This is a genomic window from Collinsella sp. 4_8_47FAA (assembly GCF_000763055.1).
Classification (GTDB): domain Bacteria; phylum Actinomycetota; class Coriobacteriia; order Coriobacteriales; family Coriobacteriaceae; genus Collinsella.
On the sequence record NZ_KN214135.1, the window covers coordinates 32,581 to 53,302 of the forward strand.

Genomic DNA, 20,722 nt, shown 5'->3' on the forward strand with positions numbered 1-20,722 from the left:
AACTCGGCCATAGCGTCGGCCTTCGCCATCCCGCCGTCGACCACGGCCGACGCCGCGGCGACCCTCTGCTCGAATGTGTACCTGGATTGTTTCCCGCCCATGGACAGCAGCGCCTCGCTTCCGAACGCCCGGTATACCCACTGCCATTCTCTCACGGTCTCGCGGGGGACGGACAGGGCCTCGGCCGCCGGCTTGCAGCCGACGCCGGCGTCGAAGAGCTCGACGGCCCGCCTCCTGGACTCCAGGTCGTGCTTCACCCTGAGGTCTATACTCATGGAAAACCTCCCATTTCCCGATGTCCAAGAAATGGGAGGCAGTTCACAGGCACCTTTGTGGTGGTTTTGACCGGCGAACATGATCCGCAGGCGTCGCTACAGCTCCACGCAGGGACTGTCGCGGGTCACAAGCGTCTTAACGACAAGCGTCGCTCCCAGATAGCGCTCGAGCAGCTCGGCTAAGCGATCGATCGCGGCCTGGCAATCCCCCATCCGCTCGGGCTCCACGCACTCAATCGCCAGGAACGCATCGGCCGAATCATCGGACAGCGCCGTGCGAACGCCGTCGCGCCAGTTCCAGCAGCGGCACACAGCGCCCGCATCGTCGATGTAGGCGAGCTCGCCGGGCAGCGTCGGATCGTCCGCCTCCTCGCCAAGCGGCAAGAACGCATCGCCACCGTCGGTCACCTTCAAGCGAAGGTCTCCCTCGATCGCATGCAGATCCTCGCCTCCCACGGGCAGCGCGTAGGTCAGCGACACCGTGTTGTAAATATCCACCGCGGGCGTAATGTGGCCCACCGGCTTGCCTTTGAGCACGCGTTTGAGCAAGTTCTCGATCGAGCAGCGCGCGCCTTTCTTGGTCTTGAACAGACGATAGGCCTCGCGCCATGCCTTGACCGGTGCGTTCTCGCTGATAGTGTCGCTGGTCAGATGACGCTCCGCATCGATATTGGCGCGGTCGAGCAACGCCGCAATCGCATCCACGTCCTCTTGAGGAATCTGAGCCGTGGGCTTCATGCCCTCCACGATCACAACACCGACCGCTGCCTGCGGAAACAGCTCCCAGAATGAATCCTCGGTAATAAAGCTCTTCATACGCTCTCCCTTCATTGTGCGCGCCCGAGTGAGGGCGCCTAAACAAAAAGCGCCCTTACAACGGCCACCTTCAAAGTCCTACGGTGCCGTCACAAGAACGCTTGCGCTGTCCCCATCCGGAGAAGGGGACGATATGTCAGGCGTATTGTAACCCGAGTCATCCACGCGAGCAAAACCACCACAAAGATGCACTGGCCCCTTTATGGTGGTTTTGGGTCTGAGGCGACGCTAGTGGCGGAGTCCCAGCAAGCCGTGGCCGCGATGACGGGCCTCGGCGGACACCTGGGCGTGCGGGCCGGCGGCTTTGACGGACTCGGGCAGGTGCGAGTGCTTCTTCTCGAAGTTCTCCTCGAACATCACCGCCAGGTTGTGCGCGGCCTCGTCGTAGCGCGCGGTGCTCTGCCAGTATTGGCGCGGCACCAGGATGCCATCGGGCACGCCGTGGCACGTCGTGGGAATGTCAACGTTAAAGATGTCGTCGTGCACGAACTCGCTGTCCTCGATGGTGCCGTCGAGGGCGCGCGCGACCAGCGAGCGCGTGTAGGCCAGCTCGATGCGATGACCCACGCCGTAGCCGCCGCCAATCCAGCCGGTGTTGACCAGGTACACGCGCGTGCGGCCGTCGGCAATGCGCTCGCCAAGCATCTTGGCATAGACCATGGGGTCGAGCGGCATAAACGGCTCGCCAAACAGCGAAGAGAACGTGGGCGTGGGCTCGGTGACGCCGACCTCGGTGCCGGGGATCTTGGCCGTAAAGCCCGTCACAAAGTGATACATGGCGGCGTCGGCCGTCAGGCGCGAGATGGGCGGCAGCACGCCAAAGGCATCGCAGGTCAGGAAGAGCACGACGCTTGGAGTGGTGCCCATGCCCTTGGTCCACGCGTTGGGAATGTGCTCCACAGGGTATGCCACGCGCGTGTTGTGCGTGATCGAGATGTCGTCGTAGTTGGGCTTGCGGTTCTCGTCGAGCACCACGTTTTCGCAGATCGCGCCAAAGCGGACAGCGTTGAAGATCTCGGGCTCGTGGAACGCGTCCAGGCCCTCGCATTTGGCGTAGCAGCCACCTTCGATGTTGAAGATGCCCATGTCGGACCAACCGTGCTCGTCGTCGCCGATCAGCAGCCGCGTGGGGTTGGCCGAAAGCGTGGTCTTGCCCGTGCCCGAAAGGCCAAAGAACACGGCGGTCTCGTGCGTGACGGGATCCATGCTGGCCGAGCAGTGCATGGGTAGCACGTCGTCCTCGACGGGCAGCAGGTAATTCATGACGCTGAAGATGGACTTTTTGATTTCGCCGGAGTAACCGGTGCCGGCAACCAAAATCACGCGCTCCTGGAAGTTGATGACCACGGCGGCGCTGGAGTTGAGGCCCTTAATGGCGGGATCGCACTGGTAGCCGGGAGCGGCGAGCACGCAGAAGTCCGGCTCGCCGGTGCGTGCGATTTCACGGGCAAGCGGGCGGGCGAGCATCTGCTTAATAAAGAGCGCTTGGCTGGCACGCTCGCAGGCGACAAGCAGGCGACGCGTATGGTTGCGATCGGCACCGGCCATACCGCGAGTGACGAACACATCGCGCTCGTTGAGGTAGTTGACGATACCGGCCTTGATGGCCTCGTAGCTCTCGGCAGAAAGCGGGCGGTTGACGGCACCCCAGGCAATCTTGTCGTGAACATCGGGGGTGTCAACGATAAAGCGGTCATTGGGGGAACGACCAGTGCGCTCCCCCGTCTCGATCACCAGCGCGCCGTTGGATGCCATGCGGCCTTCTTCGCGGCGGATGGCGTGCTCGACGAGCTCCGCGGCGGATAGATCGACCAGCAGACGGGGCTGATTCTCGGCGGGATCTTCGACCAGCGCAATACCAAAGTTGGACAGAACTTCTGCAGGGGTAACACCAGGCATGGGGCCTCCTTTAAAAGCGCGACACGTGGACGCGGCGCGCACTTTACTCACGTAAAGCCCGTTGTACCCGATATGCAAAAACGTTTTTGCGGCAACGGCGAAGCGCCCGCCCAACGGTCAAAAATCGCAGGCAAGCGGCCTAGTCGTTAGGGACGCTTTTAAACGACTAGTCATTGGGGACACTCTTGAACAGACAACATTCAAGGAGTGTCCCCGGATGCCGGCACTTAGGGACGTTCCCAAAGTGCCGGCACATAAGGAACGTCCCTAAGTGCCGACTACAGCGGCAGGCCTTGGCCGAGCATGGCTATGGCGCTCATCAGGACCAGCATGCCGGCGGCGTAGGGCAGGACGGCGCCCAGGAGTTCGGCATCCTTACCGCGCACGAGCACGGCGGCAAGACCAATGGCGAGGGTCTGCGGCGAGATCATCTTACCGGCGGCGACGCCCAGGGCGTTCAACGCGACCATCCAGTAGTCGCTCACACCCAGCGCAGTGGCAGCCTGGCTCTGAATGGGGCCAAACAGCATGCCCGAGGACGTGCCCGAGCCGGTCACAAACGCACCGACTGCGCCGATCCACGGAGCCAGAATCGGGTACAGCCCACCGGCGACGGCGATGCAGAACGCGCTGATCGAAGAGATCATGCCCGCATAGCCCATCACCTTGGCACAGCCCAGCACCGAAAGCATCGTGATCACCGTCGGCATCATCTGCTTCACAGTCGCGGCCAGCACCTCGCCCATCATGCGTGGCGAAGCACCCTGAATGGCACCGCCGGCAAACGCCGCCAGGAAAATCCAGACGCCCGGCGTGTTGATCCACGAAAACGTAAGCGTACCGGGATTCTCACCGCAATACACCTGCACGTGGCTCGCAAACGGCGCGAGCGCGGCATGTACAGCGGGCACCAGGTTAGACGTGCCCAGCAGCAACACAAAGATCAGGATGAAGCACGACCAGGCCGAAAGCGCCGACTTAACGGTGAGCTTCTCCCCCGCCTCGATATTCATGTGAAAGCGTGCGTCCAGACGCCCCGACTTCTCGGCACGCATGGCAAGCGCAGCTGTCAGCGCGAGCGAAACGATGGATCCTACGACCACGGCCAGCTCGGGGCCCACAAACATGGCAACGACCAGAGCCGCGCCGACAAACGACACGCCGGAGAGCAACGCCACGCCGGCAACACCGTGCAGACGCTCGCCCACACTCGCGGCATTGCCCTGGTCATCGGCAACACGGCCCGCAACCAGCACAATAAATAGCGGCATCACCACAAAGAACGGCGCGAGCTGCACCAGCTGAACGGTCGCTAGGTGAAGGGAATCCAAACCCACCAGGTCGGCAACGGACACCGTGGGGATGCCGATGGAGCCGTAGGGCGTGGGCACGCCGTTGGCCAGCAGGCAGATGAGCACGGCAGGCACGGCCTCAAAGCCCAGGCCCGCGAGCATGCCGGCGGGAATGGCGACAGCGGTACCGAAGCCGGCCATGCCCTCCATAAAGCCACCGAAGCACCAAGCCACGAGCAGCGCCAGCAGACGGCGGTCGCTGCTGATGGAGGTGATCATGCTGCCGATCACGTCCATGGCGCCCGTACGAACGCACAGGTTATACGTGAACACCGCGGCGATGATCACCAGGACGATGGGCCACAGAGCCATCAAAAAACCTTCGAGCGAGGCGGTCGCGATCTGCGCTGCCGGCAGGTGCCACCATGCGAAGGCAAGCAAGCACGAAAGGACAAACGATCCGATAGCGGCCTTCCAAGCTGGCCATTTAAAGCACAGCAGCATCACGACCAGCCAAATAATCGGCACAAGAGCCAGTAAGAATGCGGCGACGTCCATAGGTAGAAGCTCCTTGGTACCGCGTGGGCGGCATCGGGGGTGTCACAAAACTTCAACAGGATACCGCACGTTTACCGACAAATTACAGCCGCCCGCCGAAATTATTGAACAATCCGTTCAAAAACACGAGCGAACACCGTCGCGTCTATACTAAAGCGCAGCAATAGAAAGGACTCCGCTTTGAGTATCACGCCCCTCGATAGCATTCGCCGCGCCATCGCCCGCCGCAACGGCACCTCCAACCCCGCTGCATCGAAGGACGGCGCCGCGAAGGCCCAGGGCGGCCGCATCGAGAACGGCCTCTTCCCCGCCTCGCACACTGCCGAGGAACTCGCACGCATCCAAGAGCTGAGTCAGCGCAACGCCGGCGGGCCCGATAGCAGCCAAGCCACACGTCGCCGGCGCGAACGCGATCGGGAGCCCGGCCCCGTCCGCCGCATGGTCAACGCTTGGTGGAACCGTCTGCTCGGCGCCGTCTACGGCGGCGGGTTCTCCATGCAGGAAGCGGAATACGAGGAGCACGCCACCCGCCGCGATTACCTTTGGAACGCTCTCGGCACCGCCGTGTGGGGCTTGGCGTTTCCGCTGCTCACCATCGTGTCCACACAGCTCGTGGGCGCCGAAGAAGCCGGCAAGTTCTCCATCGCCTTTGTCACCGGCACGCTCATCATGATCGCGTGCAACTACGGCGTGCGCAATTTCCAGGTCTCGGACATCGACGAAAAGACGTCCTTCGCCTCCTACCAGCTCAATCGTTGGATCTGCGGAGCGCTCGCCCTAGGCTGCGGCCTCATGTATAGCAGCGCCCGCGGCTATGACGCGCAGATGGCGACGATCGGCCTGGGCGTCTACCTGTATAAGGTCATCGACGGCGTCGCCGACGTGTACGAAGGCCGCCTGCAGCAGGCCGACAAACTCTACTTGGCTGGAATGAGCCAAACGCTACGCTCCGTCGGCGTCATCGCGGTCTTCAGCGTGGCGCTGTTCCTCACGCGCAGCATGCCCATCGCGGCCATGGACATGGGTGTCACCGCGATCGCCTCGCTCGTGCTGGTCACCGCGCCGCTCGCCCTGCTCGAGACCGAAAAATCGCGCCGCGTGAGCCTGCGCGAGGTCGGCCACCTGTTTGTCCAGTGCGCCCCGCTCTTTGGTGCACTGTTCCTGTTCAACCTTATCGAGAGCATGCCCAAGTTTGTGATGGAAGGCACGCTGGCATACAAATATCAGCTGTACTTTAATTCCCTGTTCTTTCCTGCGCAGGCTATTTTGCTGAGCATTGGATTTATCTATAAACCGCAGCTCCTGCGCTTGTCGAACATTTGGGCTAATCCTCGCAAGCGTCGTCGCTTTGACCTGATTATTGTTGCCGTTATGGCGCTGATCGTGGTCATCACCGGCATGTGCGCCGCATTTATGGCAGGTCCCGGTATTCCCCTCATGAGCTTTATGTACGGCCTCAGCTTTGAGCGCTACCGTACGCTGGCGCTGCTGATGGTCGTCGCCGGCGGCGTCACCGCGGCCATCGACTTTATCTACGCCATCATCACGGTGCTACGCCACGCTAGAGACGTCACCAAGATCTACCTGATCTGCTTCGCCGTAAGCGTGGTGCTGCCGGTGATCCTGATTAAGCTGCTGGGTCTGATGGGCGCTGTAGTGAGCTACCTAGCCATCATGGCCCTACTCCTGGTGCTGCTGATAATCGAGTACCGCCGCATCCGCCAACGCATCGAACGCGACCGCAACCCATACGGCGCCTAATTAGCTGCCCGGTCACCGGAATTTGCGATGGAATCACCCCGTCTGGGGTCTCGTTGCGGACAATATTCATCACGCAAAACTAAGTGAGTAGACTTTTACCGAATCCCCGACCACACCAACAGAGCACAAGTCTGTGACCTGCGGTTTTATTGAGGCAAATATGTTGGGTGCTCGGCATTTCCAAAAAAGTCTACTCACTTAGCAAGCGGGCAGCCAAAAAAGAACCGCCGCGACGTCGTTTGACTCCGTTGCGACGGTTTTTCGAGCATTTTCGCGCTGTCGAGGACGCAGACGCTCCTCATTTCTAGCGCTTACCGAGCAAGAAGGCGCTACTCTCCGAAAGTAGTCAAAAAAGCCCCGTCCCAAATTAGCTACGGTAGATCGGCGGAACAAGGTTATTCGCCCGGGTTGATGTTCGCGTAGAACTCGGCCCCGTCGTCCAGGCGCAGGATGCCCACGCGGCCGAACTCGGAGCCGGTGGCGGCGGCGCAGTCGATGTCGATGCGATCGGGCACACCAGCAGTGTCCTCGCCGCCCAAGCGCACGATCTGCCCGCGTCCCGATTCCTCATCGAGCCCCGCCAGACCACCGACCTCGCAATAGCGCCCAAGCGATACCGTGGGCGTGTGACCGCTCACCACGACCGGGCCCTTGCCCTCGGCAGAAAGCAGCCCGGTCGACGCATCCCAATAGCCATGACGAATCCACAGCAGGTCATCGGACGACTGCACCGCGAGCATCTGCTGCAGCAGCTCGCGATCGGCACCCACCGCTCCAACGCCATCGGCACAATCGACGCCATGCTCAAGCAAAAACGCGCGCGCCGCCTTCATCTCGATTCCAGCATGTACCAGCAGATACGGGCGCTCCTCGGTCTCGACCACTGCGTAGAGCGGCAGCGCGGCCATCCATCGCACGAGCTCCTCGTATGCCTCAAATTCCATGTCGTTGAGCTGCTCGCGCGTCGTCCAACCACCGTTGATATCCCAGGTCTCGGCATCGAGCGGATCCTGGCCAATGATGGCATCGAGCATGATCTGCTCGTGATTACCCTTGAGCACGTGGGCGTTGGGCAGCGAGCGCACGAGCTTAATAACGCCGACCGGATCGGGCCCGCGATCGATCATGTCGCCCAGCACGTACAGCGTGTCGTCGGACGTCAACGAGATCTTAGACAGGGCTTCGTCAAGCGCACGCACGTGCCCGTGAGCATCAGATGTCACATAGATCGCCATGGTACGCCTCTCCTTGCATTGCGGCCGAAGCCCGGCGCCGCAACTAAAACTTCAAGTTGAACTTAAACGTTACCCATTGTACTCCGTTGCAATAAAGCTGGAAAGGGTTTCCGAGCAGAGGCAAAGACGGCAGCCGTCTATGACGATATCGCGCACGCCCGCAATCCAACCCCATAAACCCACCATCTTTGGGTACAAATAACCGCAGGCAACTGACCGTGCCACGCCAACCAACCAGGAGCGGACACCATCCATGAACCAGATCCTTCTCTTTATCGGCCTCGTCATCATTCTGTGTCTGACCATCAAACCCGTCGGCAAAAAGCTCCCCTTCCCCACCCTGCTCATCTTTATCGCGCTCGGCATGCTGTTGGGCGTCAACGGCCCGGCGCATATCGACTTTAGCGACTATGCGCTCACCGAAACCGTCTGCAGCACGGCGCTGCTGTTCATCATGTTCTACGGCGGCTTTAACACCAATATCGACCGTGCCAAACCCGTCGCTGTGCCGGCGGTGCTGCTGAGCACGCTCGGCGTCGTCATCACTGCCGGCATCACCGGCGTGTTCGCCCACTTCGCGCTGGGGTTCGACTGGATCGACGGCCTGCTGTTGGGATCGGTCGTGGCATCCACCGACGCGGCCAGCGTCTTTAGCGTGCTGCGCGAGCACAACCTTTCGCTGAAGGGCGGCACCGACTCGCTGCTCGAGGTCGAATCGGGCTCCAACGACCCCGTCGCCTACATGCTCACCGCCGTGCTCGCCACACTAGCGGCCGGCGGCGACATCAACATTCCCGCACTGCTGGCCAAGCAGATTATCCTGGGCGTGGGCCTGGGCCTTGCCATCGGCTGGGCGGCGGGCCGCCTGATTGAACGCGCGCACGCAACGGCCAAGGACGCGCAGACCATCTTTTTGTTCGCCGTGGCCATCGTCGCCTACGCGCTGCCGAGCTACCTGGGCGGCAACGGCTTTTTGGCTGTATACCTGGCCGGCATTGTGCTGGGTGCCAGCGACATCACCGGCAAAGTCGAGATGGCGCACTTCTTTGACACCCTCACCGAGATGGCAGAGATGACCATCTTCTTCTTGCTGGGCCTGCTCGTTACACCCGCACGCCTGCCGCAAATGCTGCTACCGGGCCTGGCACTCATGGCGTTTATGCTCTTTGCGAGCCGCCCCATCGCCGTAGGCATGCTGCTAGCGCCGTTTAGGACGAACCCTCGCCAGGTCGCGCTCGTAAGCTGGGCGGGCCTGCGCGGAGCAGCTTCGGTCGTCTTTAGTCTCTTTGCCGTGGTGGCCGGCGTTCCCGGCGGACACGACCTATTTGACCTGGTGTTTGTGATTGCCGTGTCGAGCATTGTGGTGCAGGGCTCGCTGCTGCCGGCGGTGGCGAAGAAGCTCGATATGATCGATGCGACCGGCGACGTGCGTCGCACCTTTAACGACTACCGCGACGAAGACGGCATGTCGTTCGTCAAGCTCAAGGTAGGCGCTGGACATCCGTTTGCCGGTCGCTCGCTCGCCGACATTGGCAGCGCCACAGACATGCTCGTGGTCCTGGTGCTGCGCGACGGGGCGCACCCGGTACTGCCCAATGGCGACACCGTGATCCAGGAAGGCGATCTGTTGGTGATGGCCGCCCCAACGTTCGAAGAGCGTGCCGAGGTTACGCTGCGCGAGGTCACCGTGACGCCCCACGGTCGCCTGGCCGGCCAGCGTCTGCGCGACGTGCCGCAGGGCAAGCACCCGTTTATTGTGGTGATGCTTAAGCGCGACGGCCAGACGATCATCCCCGACGGCAACACCCTCATATACGCCGGCGACGAAGCCGTCATCGCCACACTGGCGTCGTAGTGACCAGGAAGTGGCTAATTTGCGACGAAGAGATCAAGCGCCTAGGAACCTCATGCCTTCGCTCGCAGATTCGGATTTGCCTGAGGAGTAAAGCACCCCTCCCCCATGTAACCATCCTGTAAATCATAGCGACGCACTCGAGTTTTACCGTGATGCGGTCGCGCCTGGCGCTGCACTGTGCTAAAGTATCCCGAACGTTCAAACGACTACGAGGGGGGAACTAGAAGATGGCACGTGTGCACAACTTCTCAGCTGGCCCGGCCGCACTGCCCACAAGCGTGCTCGCCGAGATCGCCGACGAGATGATGGACTACCGCGGTTGCGGCATGTCCGTGCTCGAGATGAGCCATCGATCTAGCATGTACCAGCAGATCATCGATGACGCTGAGGCAACTCTGCGCCGCCTGCTGAGCATCCCCGACAACTACCGCGTCCTGTTTTTGCAGGGCGGCGCCACGCTGCAGTTTGCGGGCATCCCCATGAACCTCATGCGCCGTGGCCGCGCCGGCTACGTCGTGACCGGCAACTTTGCCAACAAGGCATACAAAGAAGCCGCCAAGTACGGCGAGGCCGTGCTGCTCGCGAGCTCCGAGGACACCAACTTCGACCGCATCCCCGACATGGCCGACATCAACGCGCGCATTGCCGCCGAGGCCGCGAGCGACGGGCTCGACTACGTTTACATCTGCCAGAACAACACCATCTTTGGCACCATGTACCACGAGCTGCCCGCTTGCGGCGACGTACCGCTGGTCGCAGATGTCTCGAGCTGCTTTCTGTCGCAGCCGCTCGATGTTGAGCGCTACGGGCTCATCTACGCCGGCGCGCAGAAAAACGCCGGCGCCGCGGGCGTGACCGTGGTTATCGTGCGCGACGACCTCATCGCCGACGGCCCCGCCTTTGCGCGGGCGCCGCAGTACATGGACCTTAAGACCCAGGCCGCCAAGGGCTCCATGCTCAACACGCCCAACACCTTTGGCATCTACGTGTGCGGCAAGGTGTTCCGGTGGGTCGAGGAGACCGGCGGACTTGCCGCCATGGCCGAGCGCAACTGGGCCAAGGCCAACCTGCTCTATGACCTGCTCGAGCACAGTGTGCTGTTCCATGGCACCACGCAGGCCGACAGCCGCTCCATCGCCAACGTCACCTTCCGCACCGGCGACGCCGAACTCGACGCGGCCTTTGTCGCAGGCGCGGCCGAGCACCAGATTCAAAACGTCAAGGGCCATCGCCTGGTGGGCGGCATGCGCGCCAGCGTCTACAACGCCGTAACCATGGAAGATGTGCAGGCACTGGCCTCGTACATGAAGGACTTCGAAGCGCAGCATAGTTTGAGTCCGCGATCTAACTAGCCCGCAACGCGCGGGCCGACCAGCCACTTCAAACCACCTGTTTAAACCAAACCTGCTAAGGAGTTTTTCATGCGCAAGATTAAGACCATCGACGACATCACCAAGGACGGCAAAGTCGAGTTTGGCGAGGGCTACGAGTTTGTGGGCACCGCCGAAGAGGCCGACGCCATCCTGATGCGCTCGACAGACCTGCACGGCTACGAACTGCCCGAGGGCATCCGCGCCATCGCCCGCTGCGGCGCCGGCGTCAACAACATCCCCGTCGAGGAGTACGCCAAGAAGGGCGTCGTCGTCTTTAACTCCCCCGGTGCCAACAGCAACGCCGTCAAGGAGCTCGTCCTGGGCATGCTGGTGCTCTCGAGCCGCGGCGTGGTGCAATCGATGAACTGGGTGCGCGACAACGCCGACGACCCCGAGATTCAGGTCGATGCCGAGAAGGCCAAGAAGGCCTTTGTGGGCCGCGAGCTCAAGGGCAAGCGCATCGGCGTCATCGGTCTGGGCAACGTGGGCTCCAAAGTCGCCAACGCCTGCGTCGACCTGGGCATGGACGTCTACGGCTACGACCCGTTCATTTCCGTTGAGCACGCGTGGGTGCTGAGCCGCGAGGTGCAGCGCGTGGGCACGCTCGAGGATCTCTGCCGCGGCTGCGACTACCTTACCGTGCACGTGCCCAGCAAGGCAGACACCATCGGCATGATCAGCACCCAGCAGATTAACCTGCTGGCCCCGGGCGCCGTCCTCATCAACTACGCGCGCGAGACCATCATTGACGAGGACGCCGTCGACGCCGCCCTGCGCGAGGGCAAGCTGAGCTGGTTTAGCTGCGACTTCGCCACGCCCAAGACCGTCAAGATGCCCAATACGTTTATCACCACGCACTCGGGCGCCGGCACCGGCGAGGCTGAAGCCAACTGCGCAGACATGGCCATCAGCGAGCTCAAGGATTACCTGGAGAACGGCAACATCGCACACAGCGTCAACTACCCCGCCTGCAGCATGGGCAAGGCGCGTGCCGCAAGCCGCATCGCCTGCCTGCACGCCAACGTGCCCAACATGATCGGCCAGATCACGGCAATCCTGGCCAAGGACAACGCCAACGTGCAGCGTATGACCAACGAGTCTGCCGGCGAGAACGCCTACACCATGTTCGACACCGATGAGCACCTGGATAGCAGCACCATCGAGGCGCTCAAGCAGATTCCGTCGATGTATCGCGTGCGCGTAATCAAATAGCGCCGGCTGATATGACGGGCAGTTCCCCATGTGGCCTGCCCGTCACTGACATTGAATGCCCGCGGGGGCGCCTTTCGCACGAGAGGCGCCCCCGTTTTTGTGAGCACTCCATTAAATGCACTGAGCCGCTTCTTGGCATACAATCTGTATGTTGACCTAACTATCTGTGAGGTGCCTATGGTTGATACAGATTTTGCTTGGCGGCTTACGCAAGGACTCGTGCGGATCGACAGTTCCGACCCAGGTGCGTATGAGGGCGAGATTGAACGCTATATCAAAGCGTTGGTTGAGGCTCAATTGGAGCGGTTGAGCCATCCGGTGCTCCATGCCGTGCAGGTTGAGGAACTCGAGGTGCTGACCGGACGCCGCAATCTCATGGTCACCGTGCCCGGTTTGAGCGACGAGCCACGGCTCGTCTACATCTGCCATATGGATACCGTTACGCTGGGCGATGGCTGGGACGCGGACATTCCGCCGCTCGGGACGGTTGTGCGTAACGACAAACTCTATGGCCGTGGCGCCTGCGACATGAAGGGTGGCCTGGCCTGCGCCATTGCCGCACTGGTCCATACGCTCGAGCGCGTGGCGGTGGATGGCGCGCTACCCCGCCGCGGCTTTTCGCTCATCTGCTCGGTCGACGAAGAGGACTTTATGCGAGGCTCCGAGGCAGCCATCGATGCCGGCTGGGTCGGTTCGCGCGAATGGGTGCTGGACACCGAGCCCACCGACGGACAGATCCAGGTGGCGCACAAGGGGCGTACGTGGTTCGAGATTGAAATGGATGGCGTGACGGCGCATGCAAGCCGGCCCTGGAAGGGCGCGGATGCCGTCGCCGCCATGGCCGAGGTCGTGTGTTCGCTCCGTCGCGCGTTTGTGGCGCTGCCCGCGCACGATGAGCTGGGGCCTTCGACCATCACGTTCGGCCAAATCGAGGGCGGATATCGCCCCTACGTCGTACCCGACCGCGCCAAAGTCTGGGTCGACATGCGCCTGACCCCGCCGACCGATACGGCCGCCGTAACGCGCATGGTAGAGCAGGCCATCGCCGTCGCCGAAGCCGCCATTCCCGGTTGCCACGGCAGCTACGTCGTGACGGGCGACCGCCCCGCCATCGAGCGCGACCCAAACTCTCCCCTTCTAGCAGCGCTCAAGCGTGCCGCCGATGACGTGACGGACGCGGACACGACCGTCGGCTTCTTTACCGGCTACACCGACACCGCCGTCATTGCCGGCAAGACAGGTAACCGCAATTGCATGAGCTACGGTCCCGGGTCGCTCGCGCTCGCGCACAAGCCCAACGAATATGTGCCCCACGCCGATATCGTTCGTTGTCAGCAGGTGCTAATCGCGCTCGCCGATAACGTGCTCTGGGACGCGAGCGGCCAAGTTGGGGCATAATAAGCCGCGAACAAACCGACTCGCGCGTTAGGACCGCCCATGAAAGCACTTCCGTTTCCCTGCATCCGCCCGGCTCAGGACCGCGTGCTCGAGGCGCTGCCTGCAATGGGCAGTATTCTGAGTGACAACGAAGCCCTGCGCGAAGCCATTGCCGATGGTCTGATGCTCAAGGACCCGGGTGCGGCGTATTACGTGTACGAATGCTCGGGCGAGCCGGGACGTGTGACGGGTGTCGTGGCGATCTGCCCGGTTGGTGCGCTGGCGGGCGGCGACGCGGTTGCCGCCGATTCGACCGCCGCTGCGCGCGCAATCGCCGACCTCAAGGTACAGCCGCGCCCCGTGTCGCTCGCCTACGAGACGTCGCCCGTCATGGACATCATCCTGGGCGCTGCCAAAGAGGGCGCCTCGCTCTACGCCGTCACCGACCCCGCGGGCATTACGCACCGCGTGTGGGAGGTCAAGCGCGAGGACGCCGTCGGCGCCATCCATGCCATGCTCGACCAGGCGCCGGAGCCGGCACTGGCCGACGACCCTGCCTACGCTGCCGCACTAGTCGAGGCATCACAGCTCCTGGCCGACGATGCCCATGCTGCCGGCACCTACACGGGCAAAGAGCCGTTCAACTTTGCTGTAGCCGCACTGTTCCCCGCCGCGCAGATCGCCGGCGCCGCGCCGCAGGTTCCGACGGGTCTGCTCACGCACCAAGTCGCGCGGTTCTAGCAAGACCAGACCGCGCAGCACAAAAATCGGCAGCTCAACAAACAGGGGGCGGAGATGCAGCAGGTACATGCATCTCCGCCCCTTTTGCTTCGAGAAGTTATGCCGGCGACCCGAGCCGCCACGCTCGCGTTATCCGCGCTGCGGACCTGCAGTAGCCACAAGCGGTTCAAGGCCCAGCTCGCATGCGTAATCCTCCTGCGTAAAAATCTCAATCAGCTCAAACGTGTCGGATTCGTCGTCAAACGCAAAGTGCAGCACCGAGCAGTTGCCTGGCACACGGTCGCGCTCGTCTGCCGCCGCGCCCTTCACGTGATCCATAAACTCCTTGATAGCCGAGCCATGACTTACCGCGAGCACGCACGCATGGTCCGGACGCTGCATAAGCTCGGTCAGCGTCGCCACCATGCGCTCGCGCACCTGCATCTGGCCCTCGCCGCCAAACTGACAATAGAAGTCGCGCCACGGGCGCTCGGGCATGAGTATCACGCGCTCGGCCTCAAAGTCGCCAAAGAACCACTCACGCAGGCCGTCCAGGCGCTCGTACGCCAAGCCCGGCCACAAGTTGGCGATAGTCTGCTCGGTGCGATGAAGTGTGGAGGTGCAGGCATGATCGGGTTCAATGCCACGCGCACGTAAGAACATGCCGGCACGCGCCGCCTGGTCGCATCCCAGCTGCGTGAGCGGCGAGTCACTCCAACCCTGAATAATGCGCTTAAGGTTGAATATTGTCTGCCCATGACGAACCAGATACAGGTCTTTATTCATAGGGGTCCTTTCGTTCGTTACCAATCAAGGAGCGAAAACGCACCGTCGCAATAGCCAAAATGAAGCACGGCACCGTTGTCGGGTAGCTCTCCCCTGCCAGTCACATACTCAAGAAACTCCTGGCAGGAAGAGCCGTGGGAGACTGCCAGCACACAGTCGTGCTGCGGCCTGGCCATGATGTGGGACAGCGCCGCGACCATGCGCGACTGGAGCTCGCCTTCAGACTCGCCACCAAAGGCCACCGGATAATCACCCCAGGGCTGCGGCGGCATCTCGCGATTTGATGTACCCTCCAGCGAGCCCAAATGCCACTCGCGCAGGTCATCGACCAGCTCTATGGAACGGCCCTCACCAGCAATTAGCTCAGCCGTACGCCGCGCCCGGCCCAACGGGGAGGAATACACACGGTCAAAGGTCACGCCACGCGCCTCAAACGCCGCGCGCGTCGCCAGCGCCTGCTCGCGCCCGCGCGCCGTAAGCGGCGAATCGTGCCCACCCTGCAAAATGTTCTGCACATTGAGCTCAGTCTGCCCATGCCGCACCAAATACAAATCTGCCACACGTCCCCCCCTCGCACCACCGCAAAGGGGACAGGTACCTTTGTGGTGGTTTACCGCCGGATCACACCGCGGTGACGCTCAACTACACCAGTACGTCGACAAGCGAGCGCTTGGGTACGTGGTGCACCTGCGCCTCGTCGCGCCAATAATTGATGGAGCCGTCGGGGTTGGAATCGATCGCATCGATCACCTGTGTCTCGGCCGGAACGCCAAACGCCATGATCAGCTTGAGCTCATACTTGTCGTTATCGAGCCCCATGGCATCGATCGCGTGGGGCGTAAAGGCCTTGAACATGCAGGCTGCCACCTCGGGCGTGGCGCTGCGGGCGGCGAGCATCATCGTCTGCGCGGCAATGCCCGTGTCGACCTCGGTAATGGGAGCGGCTGGCTTGCCCGGAACGGCGCGCTCAGCAAGAATCGCGATGTAGCCGGTCGGGCGCTCGCCCTCGGCAGGACCCGACCAGTCCTTAAGCGCGCCGGCCCATGCAAGCTCGTCAAACACGCGAGCGCAGTCCTCGGAACCGCTTACCACATGAAAACGCAGACGCTGAGCATTGGCGCCGCAGGGAGCCAGGTGCGCCAGTTCCGCCAGCTCGAGCAAAAACTCGCGCGGCACGCGCATGGACTCGTCAAAGCGACGGCACGTACGGGCGCGGCGGACCAGCGCGTCAAACGTGTCCAGGCCGAGCTTTTCGCAACCTTGCTTTGCCATCGACTCCGCGCTAGACGGCGCCGCGGGAACTGTTTCGTTCATAGGGACCCCCAATTTCGGGCAATTGTTCTTAGGAAAATCTAACCTAAAACGTAGGCAATAACGAACAGGGCCGCAATGTTCTACACCTGTTGAATAGAAAATCGCGACGTGGGGAACAACGGAAACAATTCGGGGCCTTTGGGTTACGTTTCACCCTCCCCGACCCATACGTCAGCGCCTTTAGGCGATACTGGTCGTAACGATCAAGGCTTACGCCGCACGGAAAGGAGACATTATGGGCATCTTTAAGAATGATGACCAAAAATCGAGCCAGTTTGGATTTGACGAGAAAAGCATGGCAGGCAAGGCCGTCAAGGCCGTGCGCTGGATTTACGCCATCACGGGCGTCTTGGCGCTCGTCGCCGGCATCGCACTGCTGTTTGCGCCCGCCAAGTCCCTCGTCTTCTTAACGACCGTCTTGGGCTTCTACTTTGTGATCACGGCCGCGATCAGGCTGTTTACCGCTGTTTTCGAGCCACTGCTGCCCACCGGCTGGCGCGTGACGAGCATCATCTCCAACCTACTCATTATCTTGGGCGGCGTCATAATCCTGCGCAACCAGGCCTTCTCGACCGCGACGCTCACCACGATGGTGGTTATCGTGGCCGGCTTTGGCTGGATCGTCGAAGGTGTCATGTCCATTCTGGAGTCCGAGCTTTCGTCCAACCGTGCCCTCGCCATCCTGAGCGGCGCGCTCTCCATCATCGCCGGCATGTTCGTGTTTATCTATCCGCTGTGGTCGGCCAAGATGCTCGTCATCTTTAGCGGCGCCGCACTGCTGGTGTTTGGCGTAACGCTGATTGTTCGCGCTATTCAATTTGGCAAACTGGTGCACTAGATGCCGCGAACGCTCTTTATTGATGCCGACGCCTGCCCGGTCACGCGCGAGTCGATTGACTGCGCGCGGCGGGCGGGCGTCGCCGTTGTTATCGCCGGCAACAGCACGCAAAACCTGGAACGGCACATTCGCCGCGACGACCCGCGTGATGCCGAGCACGCGCGACGCGGCTTTTGGGTCACGACGCTCGATGTGAGCGTGGGCGCCGACAGCGCCGACTTTGCCATTGTCGAACGCCTGCAGGCGGGCGACGTAGTCGTGACGCAGGACATTGGCTTGGCGAGCATGGTGCTCGGCCGCGATGCCGCCGCAATCGGTGTGCGCGGGCGCGTCTACGACAAGGCGACCATCGACATGCAACTGTTTATTCGCCACGAGGAAAAGAAGGTGCGCCGCGCCGGCGGACGCACTCGCGGACCGGCGGCATTTACCAGCGAAGACCGCGCTCGTTTTAAGCGAAACCTCACCGAGCTGCTGCGCTAACCAAGGTAGATTTTTGGGACGTGCCTAAAAATCTACCTTTTTGTTTTGGCAGCGGGGAATGCCCTGGTCACAGGGGTAGATCGTAAGACATGTCCCAATAATCTACTTAAAGGCCAACGGCGGATAGGATGAGGCCCCAGCCGGCACCGATGACGTACATCATGATCAGGAACAGGACGTTTTCGCGGGCGCTGCGGTTGGTGCGGAACAGCACCAGGTAGCCCACACCAGCAGAGATGAGCGTGCCGGCGAGCATCGGGGCCAGCTGCAGCGCGCCTTCCAGGTACAGTTGTGTGATGACGACGCTGGCCGAGCAGTTGGGAATCAGGCCGACAAGCGCCGAACCCAGGACGGCGAGCGTCTCGTTGCCACGCAGGAACTGCTCGATCGCGGACTCGCCGAAGGTCTCGAGCACGGCGACCAGAATCAGCGTCACCAGAAAAATGAATACCGATACCTGCACGGTGTGCGAGATGGCGCTGCGAATAATCGACAGGAGGGGCGCGCCCTCGTGAGAGTGGGAGTGACCGTGGCCATCATGGTGTTCATGCTCGTCCTCATGACCGTGATCGTGGCCATGTCCGTGTTCGTGCTCGTCCTCGTCCTCGTCCTCATCGCAACCGCAATGGTCGCGCTCGCACAGCTCATGGATGTGATCGGCGCTCACGCCCGCCTCGGCCACCTCGTCGATGATGTCACCGCCAGTGTGGTCGTCGTGCGCGCAGTTCACATGAGCCGGATTAGCAGCGGTCCCCAGCACGGTACGGCGAATCGCCGCATGTGCGCGAGCGTTACGACGCAGGCCGCGAATGGCGGCGTCCACGATAAAGCCCGTGACCAGCGCGATCAGCGCCTTCGAAGCCAGAAGCATCGCCATGGTCTGCACGGGAACTTGCTCGGCGAGCAACAGCGGCAGCATCTCATCGGAGGTCGAGAGAAACACCGCCACCAGGGTACCCAGCGTCGCGACGCGACCGGCGTACAGCGTGGCCGCCATTGCCGAAAAGCCGCACTGCGGCACCATGCCCAGCAACGAGCCAACCACGGGGCCCGCGGCTCCGGCACGCTTGATGGCGCCGTTAACGCGGTTGCCCGCAACATGCTCGAGCGTCTCGAGGGCCAGATATGTCACCAACAAAAACGGCACCAGCGAGAGCGTGTCCTTGCCGGCGTCGAGCAGAATATCAATCAACAAACCCATGACGGATGGAACCTTTCGTGTCTTTCGGCAGCATTGTAAAAGTCCTAGCGGTCAACTAGGGTATTGTAGTTATCCTAGGCGCGATGCCAATAGTTGCCCATGGTAAACTATCATCTCGCCACATCTTAATGACTCAAAGCCGCACGACGCGGCCCATCCAAGGAGCAGTTATATGAACGTTTCACAAGCACTCGAATACGAGCGCCAGCCGTTTATTCCCATGTTTATCTATGGCGATCATGGCGCCATGGAGTCCGAGCGCCAGAAGGGCGAAGAGGCCCTTAAGGTGCTCGAAACCGAGTACTTTACCGCCGAGGGCGACCCCAGCTTCGACTTTGCCACCGTGCGCGACCTGGCTGACCGCAACCGCGACCTGTGCGACCAGATTGGCGAGGCGCGCCTGCGCAACGTGACGCCCGCGACGCTTTCGCGCGGTCTGTCCGACGCCGACACCTGCGCCGCCATCGGCAAGATGCAAAAGCGCACCGCCGCGTCCGTCATGCGCGAGATCCGCGGCGACCGCGACGCGCTCGGCGTGGCGTACGCCCGCAAGCCTATCCAAGGCACAGTGCTCGGCATCGACATCGAGACCACCGGCCGTGCACCCGAGCGCGGCTACATCATCAACGTGGGCTGGGAGATCATGGAGCTCACCAGCGACGCCGTCCCGCACGACGCCGAGGCACACTACTGCGGCCTGCCCGATATCTACCGCGGCGAGGATGTGCCGCTGTCGAATATCCACCACATCACCTGGGACGACATCGACGGCAAAACGCCCTTCCGCGAGAACAAAGAGCTGCAAAAGCAGCTGCTCAAGCTTATGAAGAAGTACCCGTACATGGCACACAACGCCGCCTTTGAGGACAGCTGGTTCAAGATCCACCTGGACGGCTACGCCGAGGCACGCCGCGCCGGCAAGATCATCGTCATCGATTCGCGCCAGATCTGCCGCAGCTTGGACGCCGACGTGCGCTCGCTCCCCCGCGAGTCCGCGCCCGCCGCGCTCGAGAACTGGGCGCGCCGCCGTGGCACCCTCGCCGCCGACGCCAACGAGCAGCATCTGGGCCTGGACGACACCGACCTCATGCTCCGCACCGTCCAAGCCGAGTTCAACCTCAAGAACCTATTTGCCAAGTAGAAACGTCTACGACAAACACGGCGTAGATCACGAGCGGCCTCGCAGCGGGAACCCCCCGCAGCGAGGCCGCCCTACGTTCCACAAATAAATCTGCCATCACAAATTCTGAACCCTCATTTTGAACGATTTCGGCCAATTCCCGACACGTAATTCGTTATGGTTGATTTCCGATCTCAGCCGAACACATTGAGCAAATAGGCCATTCCCGCAGTTAGCCGAACGCCCCCGCGGCCCCTCCTGGGGTCCGGGGGCGCCGTTTTCCCAGTTGATGGAACGGTGGAGATGTGTTTCGATAGGTCCGGTGGCCATGCTCCGCCCGCCGCCCGGCACCTCTTCCCAGACTCAGCCGGACGGTCGGTCCGTCTATTCCGTTTTTCCTTCTAGGCTAGGCCAGCGGGGCATCGCCCCTCTCGGCGCGCGCCCTCTCGATGAGCCCCGGCGTCAGGTCGAGGTCGCCGAGCGGCACGTCCCACACACCGTAGGCGTCCAGCAGCGCCGCCGCGTCCTCCCCGAGCATCGCCCTGAAGGCGCGCGCGGGCGTCGCGAAGCCGAGCGCGCCGCGGGGCTCGGAGTTCACGTGCGACAT

18 protein-coding genes and 1 pseudogene are annotated in these 20,722 nt (G+C 62.0%); 9 read left to right on the forward strand and 10 right to left on the reverse strand.

Annotated features, from left to right (window positions below):
* The 4 genes from HMPREF9463_RS11080 to HMPREF9463_RS03520 all read right to left on the reverse strand — a co-directional run.
* Positions 1-275, reverse strand: a 275-nt coding sequence (locus HMPREF9463_RS11080; RefSeq protein WP_035137254.1) for a helix-turn-helix domain-containing protein, incomplete at its 3' end; no start/stop codon positions are given.
* A 96-nt stretch (positions 276-371) separates the two neighbouring features.
* Positions 372-1,091 carry a B3/B4 domain-containing protein gene (locus tag HMPREF9463_RS03510; protein ID WP_035137257.1) on the reverse strand — a complete coding sequence of 240 codons (720 nt, stop codon included), beginning with the start codon at positions 1,089-1,091 and terminating at the stop codon, positions 372-374.
* A 228-nt stretch (positions 1,092-1,319) separates the two neighbouring features.
* Positions 1,320-2,990, reverse strand: coding sequence for a phosphoenolpyruvate carboxykinase (ATP) (gene pckA / locus HMPREF9463_RS03515; protein ID WP_198019918.1), 1,671 nt, complete (start codon positions 2,988-2,990; stop codon positions 1,320-1,322).
* Between the two features lie 278 nt (positions 2,991-3,268).
* Positions 3,269-4,840 (reverse strand): L-lactate permease, encoded by a 1,572-nt coding sequence (locus tag HMPREF9463_RS03520; protein WP_035137259.1) that lies wholly within the window; start codon positions 4,838-4,840, stop codon positions 3,269-3,271.
* A gap of 180 nt (positions 4,841-5,020) precedes the next feature.
* On the opposite strand from HMPREF9463_RS03520, the gene HMPREF9463_RS03525 reads away from it, so the two are divergent.
* Entirely contained in the window at positions 5,021-6,601 is a 1,581-nt protein-coding gene (locus HMPREF9463_RS03525) for a lipopolysaccharide biosynthesis protein (RefSeq protein WP_369796788.1), read from the forward strand.
* A 395-nt stretch (positions 6,602-6,996) separates the two neighbouring features.
* On the opposite strand, the gene HMPREF9463_RS03530 is transcribed toward HMPREF9463_RS03525, so the two are convergent.
* Positions 6,997-7,836 carry a metallophosphoesterase family protein gene (locus HMPREF9463_RS03530; protein ID WP_035137261.1) on the reverse strand — a complete coding sequence of 280 codons (840 nt, stop codon included), beginning with the start codon at positions 7,834-7,836 and terminating at the stop codon, positions 6,997-6,999.
* 253 nt (positions 7,837-8,089) lie between these two features.
* Here HMPREF9463_RS03530 and HMPREF9463_RS03540 point away from each other — a divergent pair, with 253 nt between their 5' ends.
* The 5 genes from HMPREF9463_RS03540 (at position 8,090) to HMPREF9463_RS03560 (ending at position 14,394) form a co-directional block, all read left to right on the forward strand.
* Positions 8,090-9,691 (forward strand): potassium/proton antiporter, encoded by a 1,602-nt coding sequence (locus HMPREF9463_RS03540; RefSeq protein ID WP_035137265.1) that lies wholly within the window; start codon positions 8,090-8,092, stop codon positions 9,689-9,691.
* Between the two features lie 227 nt (positions 9,692-9,918).
* Positions 9,919-11,043, forward strand: a complete 1,125-nt coding sequence (gene serC, locus HMPREF9463_RS03545; RefSeq protein ID WP_035137266.1) for a 3-phosphoserine/phosphohydroxythreonine transaminase — start codon at positions 9,919-9,921, stop codon at positions 11,041-11,043.
* A gap of 69 nt (positions 11,044-11,112) precedes the next feature.
* Positions 11,113-12,276, forward strand: coding sequence for a phosphoglycerate dehydrogenase (locus tag HMPREF9463_RS03550; RefSeq protein ID WP_035137269.1), 1,164 nt, complete (start codon positions 11,113-11,115; stop codon positions 12,274-12,276).
* 177 nt (positions 12,277-12,453) lie between these two features.
* Positions 12,454-13,674 carry a M20 family metallopeptidase gene (locus HMPREF9463_RS03555; protein WP_035137271.1) on the forward strand — a complete coding sequence of 407 codons (1,221 nt, stop codon included), beginning with the start codon at positions 12,454-12,456 and terminating at the stop codon, positions 13,672-13,674.
* Between the two features lie 39 nt (positions 13,675-13,713).
* Positions 13,714-14,394: a DUF1015 family protein gene (locus tag HMPREF9463_RS03560; protein WP_052044058.1), complete on the forward strand. Its 681-nt coding sequence runs from the start codon at positions 13,714-13,716 to the stop codon at positions 14,392-14,394.
* Positions 14,395-14,523: 129 nt separating this feature from the next.
* Here the strand turns inward: HMPREF9463_RS03560 and HMPREF9463_RS03565 are convergent, their stop codons facing one another.
* The 3 genes from HMPREF9463_RS03565 to HMPREF9463_RS03575 form a co-directional block, all read right to left on the reverse strand.
* Complete coding sequence (locus HMPREF9463_RS03565) at positions 14,524-15,159, reverse strand: histidine phosphatase family protein (protein WP_035137272.1); 636 nt, start codon at positions 15,157-15,159, stop codon at positions 14,524-14,526.
* A 17-nt stretch (positions 15,160-15,176) separates the two neighbouring features.
* On the reverse strand, positions 15,177-15,719 hold the full coding sequence (locus HMPREF9463_RS03570) for a histidine phosphatase family protein (protein ID WP_035137274.1): 543 nt from the start codon (positions 15,717-15,719) through the stop codon (positions 15,177-15,179).
* Between the two features lie 82 nt (positions 15,720-15,801).
* Positions 15,802-16,473, reverse strand: coding sequence for a nitroreductase family protein (locus HMPREF9463_RS03575; RefSeq protein ID WP_198019919.1), 672 nt, complete (start codon positions 16,471-16,473; stop codon positions 15,802-15,804).
* A 235-nt stretch (positions 16,474-16,708) separates the two neighbouring features.
* On the opposite strand from HMPREF9463_RS03575, the gene HMPREF9463_RS03580 reads away from it, so the two are divergent.
* Positions 16,709-17,311, forward strand: coding sequence for an HdeD family acid-resistance protein (locus HMPREF9463_RS03580; protein ID WP_035137275.1), 603 nt, complete (start codon positions 16,709-16,711; stop codon positions 17,309-17,311).
* On the forward strand, positions 17,312-17,794 hold the full coding sequence (locus tag HMPREF9463_RS03585; RefSeq protein ID WP_006235439.1) for a YaiI/YqxD family protein: 483 nt from the start codon (positions 17,312-17,314) through the stop codon (positions 17,792-17,794). It begins immediately after the preceding gene.
* Between the two features lie 106 nt (positions 17,795-17,900).
* On the opposite strand, the gene HMPREF9463_RS03590 is transcribed toward HMPREF9463_RS03585, so the two are convergent.
* The gene (locus HMPREF9463_RS03590; protein ID WP_035137276.1) at positions 17,901-18,995 is read right to left on the reverse strand and encodes a putative manganese transporter; all 1,095 of its coding nucleotides are present in this window, start codon (positions 18,993-18,995) and stop codon (positions 17,901-17,903) included.
* Positions 18,996-19,167: 172 nt separating this feature from the next.
* On the opposite strand from HMPREF9463_RS03590, the gene HMPREF9463_RS03595 reads away from it, so the two are divergent.
* Positions 19,168-20,136 carry a 3'-5' exonuclease gene (locus tag HMPREF9463_RS03595; protein WP_035137278.1) on the forward strand — a complete coding sequence of 323 codons (969 nt, stop codon included), beginning with the start codon at positions 19,168-19,170 and terminating at the stop codon, positions 20,134-20,136.
* 385 nt (positions 20,137-20,521) lie between these two features.
* Here HMPREF9463_RS03595 and HMPREF9463_RS03600 read toward each other — a convergent pair.
* Positions 20,522-20,722: pseudogene (locus HMPREF9463_RS03600) on the reverse strand (IS30 family transposase); the annotation flags it as partial.